The following is a 15,099-nucleotide window of genomic DNA, read 5'->3' on the forward strand; positions in this document are numbered from 1 at the left end:
GGCCCCACTGTGTCAGGTCAGGGAGGCGAACCGGGCTGCTGCGACGAAGGCGGCTAGTGCCAGGAGGATGGTGTTGGCGGCGGTTGAGCGCGGTTCGCGGAGGGAGGAGTGGGAGGTGGCGGCGCCGATCATCACGATGACCAGGCCGGTGGCGGCCAGGGGTGTGAGGACTCGGGCGGTGTCTGTGAGCCAGGGGGCGAAGAGGCCGGCTACGGCTAGGAGTTCGCAGAGGGCGACGCAGCGGACCAGTGGCATCGGGAATGGGGCGATGCCGGTTTGGCCGCTGGTGATGAGGCGGGTGCGGGACATCGTGGCCTTCAGGACGCCCGAGATCGTGAAGACGACGGCGAGCGCGCCGGTGAAGATCCAGGTGATCGTGTTCATGTCGATTGCAGACGATCGACAATCGGATCCTGTGACAATCGACAAAACTGTCACCGGGAAGAGTGGTCGATCGTCTGTGAAGGTGTGATGGAGGAACTCAGGCCGCTGTTGCTCTCGATCGCGTACCGGATGCTGGGCACATTCGGTGACGCTGAGGACGTCGTGCAGGAGGCGTACCTGCGCCTGCACCGCGAGCCCGACGTCGTATCACCCAAGGCCTTCCTGACCACCGTCACGACCAGGCTCGCGATCGACCAACTCCGCTCGGCACGGCGCCAGCGCGAGCAGTACTTCGGCCCGTGGCTGCCGGAACCCGCCGTCGACGAGTACGTCGACCTGGCCGACCGCGCCGCGCTCTCGGACTCGCTGTCCACCGCGTTCCTCGTCGTCCTCGAACGCCTCTCCCCCGACCAGCGCGCGGTCTTCCTGCTCGGCGACGTCTTCGGCTACTCGTACGACGAGCTCGCGGGCATCCTCTGCAAGACGCCGGCCAGCTGCCGCCAGCTCGCCGTCCGCGCGCGTCGTCGGATTGCCGACAATCGACCGCGCTTCGACGCCTCACCGCACGAACGCGACGAGTTGGTACGCCGCTTCACCGCGGCCGCCCAGGAAGGCGAGCTGGACAGCCTGGTCGAACTGCTCGCGCCGGACGTCACCTTCACCGGCGACGGCGGCGGCAAGGGCGGCTTCCCTCGACCGGTACACGGCGCCGGCAACGTCGCCCGCCTGCTCATCGGCGCGTTCGGCAAGTTCCGCGAGCTGACCACCGAGCCGGTCCACGTCGGCGGTCAACCCGCGCTGAGGATCCACGACCACAGCGACCGCACGGTCGCGATCTGGTCGTTCGTGGTCGTCGAGGGCCGGATCACCGCGATCCACGGCATCGTCAACCCCGACAAACTGACCCACGTCCAGCCGTCGGGCCACCACGCCCAGCCGTCAGCGCACCACGTCCAGCCGTCACGGCACGCGGACGACGAGCGCTGACGCATCCACCTCCGCGACCAGCGACGTACCTTCGGCGATCGCGTCGCCGTCGAGCTGGCGGCCTACTGGGCGGTCGGCGCGCACCTGGATCCGCTTGCCGATGAACCGTTCGACATCGCGCTCGCGCCAGGACTTGATCACCAGACCGAGCGCCAGCCGGGGCCAGTGGCTGATCCGGCGCGGCGCGAGCACGACCACGTCGATCCGGCCGTCGTCGGGTGCCGCGTCCGGGAAGAGCGGGATGTTCGCCTGCAGCGTGCCGACGTTGCCGATCACCACGGTCCGCGCCCGACGGCGTACCGGCGGCTCGTCGTCGACGGTGATCTCGACGTGGACGAACGGGTGATTCAGGTTCTTGAGCGTCGAGACGACGTACGCCGCCCAGCCGACCCGCTTCTTCAGGTCGTCGGGCGCGTCCTCGATGATCGCGGCGTCCAGGCCGAGACCCGCCATCACCACGAACCGGTCGTCCGGCAGCTGATCACCCTTGATCTGCACGCTGTCGATCCGCTGGTCCGAACCGTCGAGGAGCTCGCTCAGCGCATCGTCCATCTCCAGCGAGATGCCGAGGTTGCGGGCGAGCAGGTTCCCGGTCCCGCCCGGCAGCACGGCGGCCGGGATCGCGGTCCCGGCCAGCTCGGCGCAGACGACCCGGACCGTGCCGTCGCCGCCCGCGACCAGCACCAGATCGACCTTCTCCTCGATCGCCTGCCGGGCCATCCCGACCCCGGCGTCGTCCTCGGTCGTCTCCAGCCACAGCGGTTCGTCGTACCCCCGCTCGGCCAGCGCGGCTTCGACGGTACGGCGGAACGGGTCGACGTCGACCTTGATCGGATTCACGATGACGGCTGCCCGCCTGGCAGGACTCACTTATTTTTGTCCGTTCGGAGAGATAGCGTGCTCGGGGTGAGCAGACTTCCACGGAGTACGCCAGAAGCCCAGGGGTTGTCGGCCGCGGCGCTCGACAGTTTTGTCGGAGCGCTCGACGCCGGACAGCCGGAGATCCAGACCATCATGCTGCTGCGGCACGGCCAGGTCGTGCTGGAGGAGGCCTGGGCGCCGTACCGGCTGGACGACCCGCACCTGCTGTTCTCGGTCTCGAAGAGCTTCACGTCCACGGGCGTCGGGCTGGCGATCGACGCTGGGCTGCTGTCGCTGGACGACCAGGTCATCTCGTTCTTCGACGCCGACGAGTTGCCGGAGACGGTCAGCGAGAACCTGGCCGCGATGAAGATCCGGCATCTGCTGACGATGACGACCGGGCACTCGCAGGACACCGTCGAGGCGCTCAGCCGCGACCGCCGGATGGTGAAGATCTTCCTCGGCCTCGAGGTGGCGCACGAGCCCGGCACGGTGTTCGTCTACAACAGCGGCGCGACGTACATGCTGTCCGCGATCGTGCAGCGGCTGACCGGCGAGCGGCTGCTCGACTACCTGCGGCCGCGGCTGTTCGAGCCGCTCGGCGCGACCGAAGCGACCTGGCAGGTGTCGAGGGAGGGCATCACGACCGGTGGCTGGGGTCTCAGCATCAACACCGAGTCGCTGGCCTCCTTCGGGCAGCTCCTACTGCAGCACGGCGAGTGGAAGGGCGAGCAGCTCGTTCCGGCCGAGTGGTACGAAGCGGCCACCTCGAAGCAGGTGCCGAACGACAACGAGGAGAACCCGGACTGGAAGCAGGGCTACGGCTTCCAGTTCTGGCGCGGGCGTCACAACACGTACCGCGGTGATGGCGCGTTCGGGCAGTTCTGCCTGGTGTTCCCGGAGTACGACGCTGCGCTCATCGTCACGAGTGCGACGCGCGACATGCAGGCGATCCTCAACACGGTCTGGGAGTATCTGCTCCCGGCGCTCGAGGGCAAGGAAGTCCCGTCGGTCTCCCGCCCTTCGAAGTTGGAGTTGTTGCCGCCAACTGGTTCGACGCCGGTCGGCGGAGACGGGCGGACGTATCGGTTCACCGAGCGCAACGATGCCGGGCTGACCGCCGTACGGCTCGACCCGGACGGGACCGGGGTCTTCACCTTCGAGGAGTTCGGCGGGGGCGGATCGCATGACATCGTTTGCGCGCCCGGCGACTGGCGCGAGCAGTCCGGCCCGGGCAGCGTCGACGACGCAAGCCCCGAGGCCGGCCTGCGGATCGTTACCAGCGCGTACGGCGACGGCGACGCGTTCGTGGCCACGCTTCGCTGGGTCGAGACGCCGTTCGTTGCCAAGTTCACCTGTCGGGTCGCCGGTGATTCGATGACCGTCGACGGTGAGCTCAACGTGTCGTTCGGGCCGACCGAGTTCACGCTGACCTCCGAGGTGTGATCCGGGTCATGTCACAAAGCTGAGGCCGCCGCGTGTCCTCCGGGTCGTAACGACCGACGACGGAGGATGACATGAAGGTCTTGGTAGCAGGTGCGACCGGTGGATTGGGCCGGTCGCTGGTGCCGCAGCTGATCGCGGCCGGGCACGAGGTGACCGGGATGACCCGGTCGGAGTCCGGCGCGAGCAGCGTGCGGTCGTTCGGGGCGGACGTCGTACTCGCGGACGGGCTCGACGCCGCCGCCGTCCGCGCCGCCGTGGAGAAGGTGCGCCCGGAGGTCGTCGTCCACCAGATGACGGCGCTCAAGAGCGGGATCGACTTCAAGCACTTCGACGACAGCTTCGCGATGACGAACCGGCTGCGGACCGAGGGCACCGACAACCTGCTCGCCGCATCCCAGGCTGCCGGCGTACGACGGTTCGTCGTCCAGTCGTACGCCGGCTGGAACTTGCAGCACGGTGGATCCGCCACCAAGACCGAGGCGGACCCGCTCGACCCGAACCCGGTGCCCGCGCAGCAGCAGACGATGGCCGGGATCAAGCACCTCGAGTCGGCGGTACTGAACGCCGACGGGATCGAGGGCGTCGCCCTCCGGTACGGCAGCTTCTACGGCCCGACCGGCGACATCGGCAAGGGCGGCTCGATGGTGGAGCTGATCCAGAAGCGGCGCCTGCCGCTGATCGGCGACGGCACCGGGGTCTGGTCGTTCATCCACTACGACGACGCCGCCTCGGCGACCGTGAAGGCAGTCGAGAGCGACGTGACCGGGGTATTCCACGTCGCGGACGACGACCCGGCGCAGGCGGCGGTGTGGCTGCCGGAGTTCGCTCGCATCCTCGGCGCGAAGCCGCCGCGACACGTGCCGGCCTGGCTCGGGCGGCTCGCGGTCGGCGATGTCGGGGTCGCGGCCTTCACCGAGATTCGCGGGGCCGACAACACGCTGGCCAAGCAGACCTTCGGCTGGCAGCCCGGGTACGCGTCCTGGCGCGAAGGTTTCCGCGAAGGGCTGTAAGCCGGAAACAGTGAGAGGTTTTCTTTACTTCGGCGTTACAAGCGAGGACGACTGCTGAAACCGGCGGGCCCTGAACTGGAAAGGACCCGCCGGGACGGCGGGGCGCCCCTAGGGTTCCGCTGCTGGTCGAGCTGACGGCAGGACTGGTCCGAGAGGGGAGACGACGCTCGTAGCAGGGTGTCGTTCCACGGCGGGACAAAAGCCCGGGAGGCCTTGAAAGGCCCCGGGCTGCTGTGCGTGCATTCCGGGCCCGATCCCAAGCGGAGGCCGGAATGTCAGCACCCCCCGAAACACTGACCACGGATCAAATCGGCGCGCACGACCTCAGCCATTTCGGCTACGCCCAGCAGCTCTCGCGCCGGGTCGGCAGCTACGCGTCGTTCGCGGCCGGCTTCTCGTTCGTCTCGATTCTCACCACGGTCTTCCAGCTCTTCGGCCTGGGCTTCGGCTTCGGCGGTACGGCGTTCTTCTGGACGTGGCCCGCGGTCCTCGCCGGCCAGCTGATGGTGGCGTTGTGCTTTGCCGAACTCGCCGCGCGGTACCCGTTGTCGGGCGCGATCTACCAGTGGGCCCGTCGCCTCGGCGGCGCCGTGATCGGCTGGTTCGCGGGGTGGACGATGGTGATCGCTCAGATCATCACGCTGGCCACCGCGGCGATCGCCCTGCAGGTCGTTCTGCCTGCAGTGTGGCCCGGGTTCCAGCTGGTCGGCAGCGATCCCGCGCTCGCTTCGAAGGACGGCGCCGCGAACGCCGTACTCCTCGGCTGCATCCTGCTCGCCGCGACCACTCTCCTGAACGCGACCAGCGTGCGGATCACCGCAATCGTGAACTCGGTCGGCGTCACCTGTGAGCTGATTGGCGTCGTTCTGATCATCGTATTGCTGACAATGCGCGCCGAGCGCGGTCCGTCCGTCGTACTGCACACAACGAACCTGGACAGCACGACCGGGTACGTCGTACCGCTGCTGATCTCGGCGTTGATGGCGGCGTACGTGCTGGTCGGCTTCGACAGCGCGGGCGAACTGTCGGAGGAGACGCACAAACCGCGCGCCACGACACCACGGACGATCATCCGGGCGGTCGTTGCCTCTGGCATCGGTGGTGCGTTCCTGATCATCGCAGCGCTGATGGCCGCGCCTTCATTGACCGACGGCGATCTGGCGACGCAAGGTCTCCCCTATGTGCTGACGAGCCGGCTCGGTACGACGCCCGGGAAGCTGCTGCTGCTCGACGTCGCGCTCGCGGTCTGCGTGTGCACGCTGGCGATCCAGACGGCTGCGGCTCGGATGATCTTCTCGATGGCCCGCGACAACGTCCTGCCGGGATCGCGCGAGCTGCGCAAGGTGTCCAAGCGGACCGGTACGCCGGTCGCCGCGACCGTCGTGCCTGGTGTGCTGGCCGCCGTGTGCCTGGTCGTCAACGTGGGGAACGCGGGCCTGTTCCTCGGTCTCGCGAGCGTCTGCATCATGCTGCTTTACGTCGCGTATCTGATGGTGACGGCTCCCCTGCTGGTACGCCGCCTGACCGGCGGCGGTCTGCCCGCCGGAGTCGACGAGAACGGCCGGCCGCTGTTCTCGCTCGGGCGCTTTGGTCTGATTGTCAACATTGTCGCGGTCGCCTACGGACTCACGATGGCAATCAACCTCGGCTGGCCACGCGCCGAGGTCTACGACCCGGCCGGCGACGGCTGGTACCTCCACTACCTCCCGCTGATCACCCTCGCCGTCGTAGCGGCTGGCGGACTCCTCGCATATCGGACCCAGCGCAGCGCGTACTACGCCTCGATCGGCATGCCGCTCCCAGCCACCGCTTCAACCGTCGAGGCAGAGGGAGCCAGCGCATGAACCACGAGATGCCTGGTTCTGCCGCCTGGTCGGCGCCGGTGCGTGCGGGACGCACGATCACACTGACAGCACTGGCCGACGGCGCGAACGCGACCGTACTGATCGTCGGCGCCGACCGCCTCGACCGCCTCAACATCCCCGACACTCTGAAGTCCCAGATGTCCGCACGCATCAAGCCCGGCATGGTCCTGATGTCGGACCGCGGCCTCGCCCTGGCGACCGTCGTCGCCTCAACCCTCGACTGGCACGACTGCCTCACCGGTGCGCTCCCCGATCGCCTCCTCCTGCTCGAACTCACCAAGCACGGCTTCGGCGAAGCGGACCTGCACGGCTGCATCAACTTCTTCAGCAAGGTCGCCGTCGCGGACGACCCACGAGCCTCACTCGCCTACATCCCCGGCCACGCCCATGCAGGCGACACCGTGACTCTCCGAGCCGACCAGGACCTCCTGATCTTCGTCTCGACCGCACCCCACGCATTGTCGGACGGCCCCGCGGCAGGCGTCGCCGTACAGCTCGAATCGCCTGCACACGTGGAAGACCCCGACCTGCGCGAGGAAGCGGTCCGCGCATTGCGCCTGACCCGGGAGCTGATCGCATGACCATCACCGCGACGACCGTCGCCCTCGACTCCGTGGTCGAAGCCGGCGACGGCGCACTCGTCAGCGTGCCAACTGGTGGGCGCCTGCGGATCGTCGACCTGCACGGGAACCAAGCCGTCGACACGCTCTTCTACGACGCCCACGACATCGACAACCGGTACTCCGCCTTCGACACGATCCGCGAGCAGCGCGCCGTGTTCCTGACCACCGGATCGCGCCTGATCTCGACCAGGCTCGACGAGCTCGCCGTGATCACGGACGACACCTGCGGCCGGCATGACACCGTCGGCGGCGCGTGCTCGCAGGAGAGCAACGTCATCCGGTACGGCGAGTTCACCCGCCACCAGCACGCTTGCCGGCAGACGTTCCTGCGCTACGGCGCGGTGGCCGGCATCGGTCAGCGTCAGCTCGCCCACAACATCAACTTCTTCATGAACGTACCGGTGACGTCGACCGGCGGCCTGACGTTCGAGGACGGTCTGTCCGCGCCCGGCAAGTACGTCGAGGTCACCGCGAGTCGCGACCTGTTCGTGCTGATCAGCAATTGTCCGCAGGTCAACAATCCTTGTAACGGCTGGGATCCGACGCCGATCCAGCTGCTGGGCTGGTGGTGACGTTGGCCGCCGTCACAGTTGTTGCCCCAGGCACCCAAACCACGGTGCAGGATCTCGCCGGCCGGCCCGGCCTGTGGGATGTCGGCGTACCGCCGTCCGGGGCCGCCGACGAACTGACGTTCGCCCTGCTCAACGCGGCGGTCGGCAATCCGGACACCGCGGCCGGGCTCGAGTGTGTGCTCAACGGACCGGTGCTCACCTGCGACGAGGACCGACTGGTCTGCGTCGGCGGCGCTGTCCGCAATGCGACCGTCGACAATCTGCGCATCCGGCCAGGGATGGTCGTCCGGTGGCCGGCCGGCTCGGTGCTGGACATCGGCCCGCTCGACGGTCCCGGGATGCGCGGGTACGTCGCGATCCAGGGCGGGCTCGACGTACCGCGCGTGCTCGGCAGCCGGTCGACGTTCATCCTCGGCGGCTTCGGTGGTCACGGCGGCAAGCCGCTCGAGGCCGGCGACCAGATGCCACTCGGTCGGCAGGAGAACTTGTTGTCCCCGGTGTCGGTGGAGTTGCCGACGATGTCGGATTCTTGGCAGCTGCGCGTGATCCCCGGACCTCACGGAGCGCCGGAGCATCTCACTGACGAAGGTGTCGATGAGTTCTTTGCCAACAGTTGGATTGTCGACCATCGGTCCGACCGCACCGGCGTCCGGCTGATCGGACCGACTCCCGGCTGGGCGCGGACCGACGGCGGCGAGGCCGGGCTGCATCCGTCGAACGTGCACGACTCGGCGTACCCGGTCGGCGGAATCATGCTGTCCGGCGACACCCCGGTCATCGTCGGCAAGGACGGCCCGTCCCTGGGCGGATTCGTCGTACCCGCCGTCGTGATCGAGGCCGATCGCTGGATGCTCGGCCAACTGCGCGCTGGCGACGCAGTGCAACTAGTTCCGGTGACACTAGTTGCAGCGACAGAAGCGATCGAGCACCGCCGCCGTTGGCTGACGGATCTGCGCCAGGAACCAGCCTCCATTGCCGTTTCAACCGGTACGCCGAGCCGCCCGGAGATCCTGCACCACGGCGAGCGTTCCGCGACGGCACCGTCGTACACGATCAGATGTGCCGGCGAGCGACACCTACTCGTCGAGGCCGGACCGGCCGAGCTCGACCTCACCGTCCGCGTCTGGATCCACCTGCTGGCTCAAGCCCTGCGGCAGGACCAGCCGGCGGGCGTCGCGGAGATCGTCGAAGGCGTGCGGTCCGTACTGGTCGCGGTCGACTCGTCCAGGCTCGCTTTGACCACACTCGCGGAACGGCTGGCGTTCCTCGCCGCGGGTCTGGACGATCCTGAGACTGTGGTGCTTCCGGCTCGCGAGGTGGTGCTGCCGATCGCGTTCGACCACCCCGAGGCGCACGAGGCGATGCGCCGGTACGCGACCTCGGTCCGGCCGGACGCGCCGTGGTGCCCGGACAATGTCGAGTTCATCCGGCGGGTCAACGATCTCGACACGCGGGACGAGGTCTTCGAGATCGTGCAGGCCGCGACGTACCTGGTGGTCGGTCTCGGCGACGTCTATCTCGGTGCGCCGGTCGCGGTACCGGTCGATCCGCGGCACCGGCTCGTCACCACGAAGTACAACCCGGCCCGGACCTGGACCCCGCAGAACGCGGTCGGGATCGGCGGGATCTACCTGTGCGTGTACGGGATGGAGGGTCCCGGTGGGTACCAGTTGGTCGGACGCACCGTCCCGGTCTGGCGGCTCTCCCCCACCGACGAGCAGCCTTGGTTGCTGAGGCAGTTCGACCTGATCAGATTCACGCCGGTCAGCGCGGAGCAACTCGCCCACGAGCGGGCCGAGATCGCCGCCGGGCGGGCAGACCTGAAGACCACACCGGCGACGTTCTCGATCGCCGACATACGCCGGATCGAGCAGGAGGCACCTGTGGACATTGCGACCGTGCGGGCCAGACGCCGCGCCGCGTTCGAGGCGGAGCGGGCTCGGTGGGGCGCATGAACAACGAGTGGATCACCAGGGTCGACCCGGTCGAGCCTCTGGACGGGCCGCTGCGCGGGATGACGATGGCGCTCAAGGACAACATCGATCTCGCCGGGGTGCCGACGACGGCCGGGGACCCGCGAAACTCGCAGCCTGTTGTAGACAATGCGATTGTCGTCGATCGGCTGATCGCGGCCGGCGCCGTACCGCTGGGGAAGACGAACCTCGATCAGTACGCGACCGGGCTGGTCGGCACCCGGTCGCCGTACGGCGCGTGCCACTCGGTCTTCTCCGAGCGGCATGTGTCGGGCGGATCCAGCTCGGGCAGCGCGGTCGCCGTCGCGAGTGGGCAGGTCGATTTCGCGCTCGGCACGGATACGGCCGGCAGCGGGCGGGTGCCTGCGGCGTTCAATCGGCTCGTCGGGATCAAGCCGAGTCGCGGGCTTGTGTCGGCGCGCGGCGTCGTACCGGCTTGCCGATCGCTCGACTGCGTGACGGTAATGGCCGGCAGCGTGGCGACTGCGCGGGCGGCGTACGACGTCATGGTTGCCTTTGACCCCGATGATGCCTGGTCGCGACGTGCTGATGATTTACCCCGCGCTCGCGGTGGACGCGTGATCGGCGTACCGGATGTGGGGTTGGACCTGGATCCGCTGCACGAGGCCGCCTGGCAGGACACGCTTTCCGAGGCTCATCGGCTTGGTGAGGTCGTGAAGGTGGATGTGCGGCCGCTGTTGGAGGCGGCTGATCTGCTGTACTCCGGGCCTTGGCTGGCGGAGCGCTGGCTGGCGTTCGGGGACAAGCTTGTCGACAATCCTGCAGTCGACCCCACTGTGCGGGCGATCGTGCGGGGCGGTGCGGCTTTGACGGCGTCTGCTGCCTTCGCCGGGTTCGATCGACTCGCGACGCTTGCTCGGGCGAGTGAACATCTTTGGACGCAGCTCGATGCGCTGCTGCTGCCTGTTACGCCCGGGCATCCCACGCTGGCCGAGGTGGCGGCGGATCCGATCGGTGTGAACAGTCGGCTCGGTCGGTTCACGAACATGGTCAATCTGCTGGATCTGTGCGCGGTCGCGTTCCCGGGGCCGGATCGTGCCGACGGTTTGCCGTTCGGGATCCAACTGCTGGCGCCGGCTGGTCACGATCATGCGCTGATCGATCTGGCGGCGCTGTGGTGCGGTGAACCTGTGCCGACCGCGGCTGTTGAGACCGATGTTCTGCTGGCTGTCGCGGGCGCGCATCTGTCCGGGCAGCCTCTCAATGACCAGCTGGTACGGCGCGGTGCTCGGCTCGCTTTCGATGCCCGTACGGCGTCGTCGTACCGGATGTATCTGGTCGACGGGCCTCGGCCGGGGCTGACCCGGACGTTGACGGGTGCTGACGGTCCGGGGATCGAGGTTGAGGTGTGGCGGCTGCCGGCGGCTGAGCTGGGCGGATTCGCCGCGACCATCGATCCGCCGCTGGCGATCGGGCCGCTGGAACTGTCCGACGGACAACAGGTCCTCGGCTTCGTGTGCACGGCAGACGCTGCGGACCCGACCCGCGACATCACCTCGACGGGAGGCTGGCGGGCGTACCTGTCCGGCCGCTGAGCCTAAGGTTGGTGGGCATGAGCCTGAGACCCGCCGAACAGAAGGTGCTGGACCGGATCGACGAGGACCTGCTGGTCCGGGTCACGCAGGACCTGGTCCGTGCCCACGGGCAGAACCCGCCCGGCGAGGAGGCCGCCACCGCGGTCGTCCTCGCCGCGGCGGCTCGTGAGCTCGGGCTCGACGTACAGCTGTCACCAGTCGAACCCGGCCGGGACAACGTCACGATCACACTTGCCGGAGGCAACAATCCCGGCCTGTTGCTGCTCGGCCACACCGACGTCGTACCGGTCGGCGACGGCTGGACCGTCGACCCGTACGGCGGCCTCCTCCGCGACGGCCGCATCTACGGCCGCGGCGCCTCCGACATGAAGGGCGGCCTCGCCGCAGCCCTCATCGCTCTAGCCGCCCTCCGCGACACTCCCCTGACCGGCCCGGTCGAACTAGCCGCAGTAGTAGACGAAGAAGAAACCGGCAAGGGCATCCGCGCATACATCGCAGCCGCTGTGGATAACCCAGGCGCTGCCGGGCCGTCCGCCGATAGACTTGAAGCGGAAAGGGCAGGGGCGAGGCATGGCTCAGCCAGCTCGTCCATCAACAGCCCGTCGCAGAGGTACGTCGGATGCATCACCGCCGAGCCGACTGATCTGCAGACGATCATCGCCGCCCGTGGTGACTCGTATCTCCAGGTCTCGGTGCACGGTCGCGCCTCACATGCCGGAAACCCGGACGGCGGAGCCAACGCGATCTACGGCGCGGCCGCCGTCGTTGCCGAGATCGAACGCCTGCACGCGGAACTAGCGACCGCACCCCATGCGCTGCTCGGCCCGGCGACCTGGAGCGTCGGCCAGATCAACGGCGGTACCGGCGGCTCGATCGTCCCCGCTGAATGCGTGGTCGTCGCCGACCGCCGCCTCTTGCCCGGTGAGTCCCCCGCCGAGGTCCTGGCCGACCTAGGCCGCCGCGTCGCTGCCCTCCACCTCGAGGACCGCGGCCTGACCGTCGAACTCGCCATGCCGATGGAGATGCCCGCCTTCGAGACCGCCGACAACGCCGATCTGGTCCGCATCACCGAAGCCGCCCGCCTCGACGGCGGAGGCCAGCCGATGCCACTCGCGGGCTGGACCGCAGCCTGTGACGGCGGCTACATCGCCCGCGACCTCGGCGTGCCCGTCGTCGTACTGGGGCCCGGCTCCGTCACCACCCAGGCCCACCGCGCGGACGAGTCGGTCCCCGTCGCCGAACTCGTCACCGCGGCCCGCACGTACGCCCTGGCAGCCCTCCGCCTTCTCGCGTAGGCAACCTCCGCGGTCGTGAGCCGGGCGGTTGGCAGGATGCCCGGATGACACGTCGCGTTCTCCTGCAGTCCGGTTCGGTTCTCGACGTCACCTCGGGCGAGGTGCGTACGGCGGACGTTGTGGTCGACGGGGATCGGATCGTCGGCGTCGGGATCGGGCTGGATGGCGACGAGGCGATTGACTGCGATGGCGGGCTGATCGTGCCTGGGTTTATCGACTGCCATACGCACGTGTGTATTGCGCAGACGCGGCTCGATCCGTTCGGGTCACCGCGGTCGGTGCGGCCGTTGTCCGCGGTGCCGGTGTTGCGGACGCTGCTGCGGTTGGGTGTGACGACCGTGCGGGATGCGTGGGGCGCCGATGCCGGTGTTCGGATGGCGGTGGAGAAGGGCTGGATCGACGGGCCCGAGTTGCTGATCAGCCTGCGGCAGGTGGGTACGACGGGTGGCATCGGGGACCTGTGGGCGCCTCGGACCGGACCGGTCGACTTCTTCGAGGATCCCTCGCTGCCGGATCCGATCTTCGACGGGACTGACGGGGCGCGAGCCGTCGTACGGCGGATGGTGCGGGCCGGGGCGGACTGGATCAAGGTGACCGCGACCGGGTCGATGGCGATCGGGAAGGGTCTACACGACGTCGAGCTCACCGCCGACGAGATGAGCGCGCTGGTGGACGAAGCCCGGCGGCGCGGCGGCCGGAAGGTGATGGTGCACGCCCACGGAGCGCGAGCGGTCGAACTGGCCGCGCGTGCCGGGGCGGCGAGCATCGAGCACGGAACCTACCTGGACGAGGCAGCTGTCACGGCGATGGCTGCGGCGGGGACCTGGTACGTGCCGACATTGTCCGTCACGCAGTCCGATCCTGAGCATGCACCTGAGGGTGCGGCCGAGGCGCATCGGGAGTCGATGCGGCTGGCGATCGAGGCTGGGGTTCGGATCGCGATGGGCACCGACAATCCCGTTCGGCCGCACACCGAAGCGCTGTGGGAACTCAGGCATCTGGCGGCTGCAGGGCTGGGTGACGCCGGGGCGTTGCGGGCGGCAACGATCGATGCGGCGCGCTTGCTCGACCTTGCGGACGATCGCGGCGAGGTAGCGATCGGCAAGCGAGCCGATCTCGTCCTGCTGGATGGAACCTCGCTGGACTGCACCTCACTCGACGATCGGATCCGACGGGTGATTCACAACGGCTCCGAGGTTTGACTCTGACACTGTGTCAGGCCGTAGACCGGCCGCATGACGACAGCTGGAGAGATTGCCGAGCGGATCCGCACGAGGCAGGTCAAGTCGCGTGAAGTGACCGAACAACTGCTGGCGCGGATTGTCGACGATAAGACAATCAACGCGGTAGTCGAGGTCCGGCCCGAGTACGCACTCGCCGCGGCCGATGCCGCGGATGCGACACCGCCCGTAGGCCCGCTGCACGGCGTACCGATGACGGTGAAGGACTGTCTCAACGTCGCAGGCATGCACTCGACCTGGGGCAATCCGGCGTTCGCGGAGTACGTCGCCGACGAGGACGCGACCGTCGTGGAGCGGCTGCAGCGGGCCGGCGCGATCATTGTCGGCAAGAGCAATGTGCACACGATGCTCGCCGACTTCGGGCAGACCGCGAACGAGATCTACGGGCGGACAAACAACCCCGCCGACCCCGGTCGAACCCCTGGCGGCTCGAGCGGCGGCGGGGCGGCCGCACTCGCCGCGGGCCTCACGTACCTCGAGTACGGCTCCGACCTCGTCGGCTCGATCCGGCTCCCAGCGGCGTACTGCGGGATCTACGGACTCAAGCCGACCAACGGCCTCGTCCCGCAACGCGGCTTCCAGGTCCCCGGTACGCCGTATCTGCCGAGCGAACTGCCGAACTTGTCGACAATCGGACCACTCGCCCGCTCCGCCGCCGATCTGCGCATCGCTCTCCGTGCGACCGCCGGCCCCGAAGCGCCGTACTCATGGTCGCTGACGCCGCCGCGGCACCAGCGGCTGGAAGACTTCCGCGTCGGCGTCGTGACCGATCACCCGGCAGCGCCGGTCTCCAGCGAGGTCGGCGACGCAATGGCTGAGACGATCGACCGGATCGCCCGGAGCGGGGCGAAGATCGTCGAAGGCTGGCCGGACGAGGTGGATCCGGGTGAACAGGCTGAGGAGTTCGGTCAGCAGGTCGGCCTGTTCTTCGCATTGCACGGAGGCGAACCGACGGGGATGACCGTCGACGAGCTGCTCGCGATCGAACGCGCGCGGATGATCACGCGGGCCAAGTGGCAGCGGTACTTCGAGGACGTCGACGTGTTCCTCTGTCCGACCAGCTTCACGGTCGCCTTCCCGCACGGCTCGACGACAATCGACGGGCAGCCGTACGAAGCGCAGGTTTTCTGGATCTCCCACGCTTCGTTGATCGGCCATCCCGCCCTCAACATGCCGATCGGACGCACCCAGGGCGGTCTGCCTGTCGGCGCTCAGGTGATCGGTCCGTGGCACGAGGACGACACCGCGATCACGTTCGCGGAACTGCTGGCTGGTTGACTGCTCCC

The 15,099-nt window shown here is 68.4% G+C and carries 13 protein-coding genes and 1 riboswitch; of the genes, 11 read left to right on the forward strand and 2 right to left on the reverse strand.

Annotated features, from left to right (window positions below; genetic code table 11):
• Positions 1 to 12 precede the first annotated feature (12 nt).
• Positions 13 to 384, reverse strand: coding sequence for a DoxX family protein (locus EV645_RS26780; protein WP_130446780.1), 372 nt, complete (start codon positions 382 to 384; stop codon positions 13 to 15).
• A gap of 87 nt (positions 385 to 471) precedes the next feature.
• Between EV645_RS26780 and sigJ the strand changes: the two genes are divergently transcribed.
• A complete protein-coding gene (gene sigJ / locus EV645_RS26785) occupies positions 472 to 1,371 on the forward strand; it encodes an RNA polymerase sigma factor SigJ (RefSeq protein ID WP_130446781.1) in 900 nt (299 codons plus the stop codon).
• Here sigJ and EV645_RS26790 read toward each other — a convergent pair.
• Complete coding sequence (locus EV645_RS26790; protein WP_130446782.1) at positions 1,345 to 2,241, reverse strand: diacylglycerol/lipid kinase family protein; 897 nt, start codon at positions 2,239 to 2,241, stop codon at positions 1,345 to 1,347. The two genes, sigJ and EV645_RS26790, sit on opposite strands and share 27 nt — an antisense overlap.
• Positions 2,242 to 2,277: 36 nt before the next feature.
• Here EV645_RS26790 and EV645_RS26795 point away from each other — a divergent pair, with 36 nt between their 5' ends.
• The 10 genes from EV645_RS26795 (at position 2,278) to EV645_RS26840 (ending at position 15,091) form a co-directional block, all read left to right on the forward strand.
• A complete protein-coding gene (locus tag EV645_RS26795) occupies positions 2,278 to 3,678 on the forward strand; it encodes a serine hydrolase domain-containing protein (protein WP_242000680.1) in 1,401 nt (466 codons plus the stop codon).
• Between the two features lie 71 nt (positions 3,679 to 3,749).
• Positions 3,750 to 4,688 (forward strand): NAD-dependent epimerase/dehydratase family protein, encoded by a 939-nt coding sequence (locus tag EV645_RS26800; protein ID WP_130446784.1) that lies wholly within the window; start codon positions 3,750 to 3,752, stop codon positions 4,686 to 4,688.
• Positions 4,689 to 4,785: 97 nt separating this feature from the next.
• A riboswitch (guanidine-I (ykkC/yxkD leader) is annotated at positions 4,786 to 4,900 on the forward strand.
• Positions 4,901 to 4,960: 60 nt separating this feature from the next.
• Positions 4,961 to 6,532 carry an amino acid permease gene (locus EV645_RS26805; protein ID WP_130446785.1) on the forward strand — a complete coding sequence of 524 codons (1,572 nt, stop codon included), beginning with the start codon at positions 4,961 to 4,963 and terminating at the stop codon, positions 6,530 to 6,532.
• Positions 6,529 to 7,134 carry a DUF1989 domain-containing protein gene (locus EV645_RS26810; protein WP_130446786.1) on the forward strand — a complete coding sequence of 202 codons (606 nt, stop codon included), beginning with the start codon at positions 6,529 to 6,531 and terminating at the stop codon, positions 7,132 to 7,134. Before EV645_RS26805 ends, EV645_RS26810 begins: the two co-directional genes overlap by 4 nt.
• On the forward strand, positions 7,131 to 7,748 hold the full coding sequence (locus tag EV645_RS26815; RefSeq protein ID WP_130446787.1) for an urea amidolyase associated protein UAAP2: 618 nt from the start codon (positions 7,131 to 7,133) through the stop codon (positions 7,746 to 7,748). The genes EV645_RS26810 and EV645_RS26815 overlap by 4 nt, the downstream gene beginning before the upstream one ends.
• Positions 7,742 to 9,703: a 5-oxoprolinase/urea amidolyase family protein gene (locus tag EV645_RS26820; RefSeq protein ID WP_242000681.1), complete on the forward strand. Its 1,962-nt coding sequence runs from the start codon at positions 7,742 to 7,744 to the stop codon at positions 9,701 to 9,703. Before EV645_RS26815 ends, EV645_RS26820 begins: the two co-directional genes overlap by 7 nt.
• On the forward strand, positions 9,700 to 11,277 hold the full coding sequence (atzF, locus tag EV645_RS26825) for an allophanate hydrolase (protein WP_130446788.1): 1,578 nt from the start codon (positions 9,700 to 9,702) through the stop codon (positions 11,275 to 11,277). The genes EV645_RS26820 and atzF overlap by 4 nt, the downstream gene beginning before the upstream one ends.
• A gap of 17 nt (positions 11,278 to 11,294) precedes the next feature.
• The gene (locus tag EV645_RS26830) at positions 11,295 to 12,572 is read left to right on the forward strand and encodes a M20 family metallopeptidase (protein WP_130446789.1); all 1,278 of its coding nucleotides are present in this window, start codon (positions 11,295 to 11,297) and stop codon (positions 12,570 to 12,572) included.
• Positions 12,573 to 12,616: 44 nt separating this feature from the next.
• The gene (locus tag EV645_RS26835) at positions 12,617 to 13,774 is read left to right on the forward strand and encodes an amidohydrolase family protein (protein WP_130446790.1); all 1,158 of its coding nucleotides are present in this window, start codon (positions 12,617 to 12,619) and stop codon (positions 13,772 to 13,774) included.
• 33 nt (positions 13,775 to 13,807) lie between these two features.
• Positions 13,808 to 15,091 carry an amidase family protein gene (locus EV645_RS26840; protein WP_130446791.1) on the forward strand — a complete coding sequence of 428 codons (1,284 nt, stop codon included), beginning with the start codon at positions 13,808 to 13,810 and terminating at the stop codon, positions 15,089 to 15,091.
• Positions 15,092 to 15,099: the final 8 nt, after the last annotated feature.

It is taken from the genome of Kribbella rubisoli (assembly GCF_004217145.1).
GTDB classification, from domain to species: Bacteria; Actinomycetota; Actinomycetes; order Propionibacteriales; family Kribbellaceae; genus Kribbella; species Kribbella rubisoli.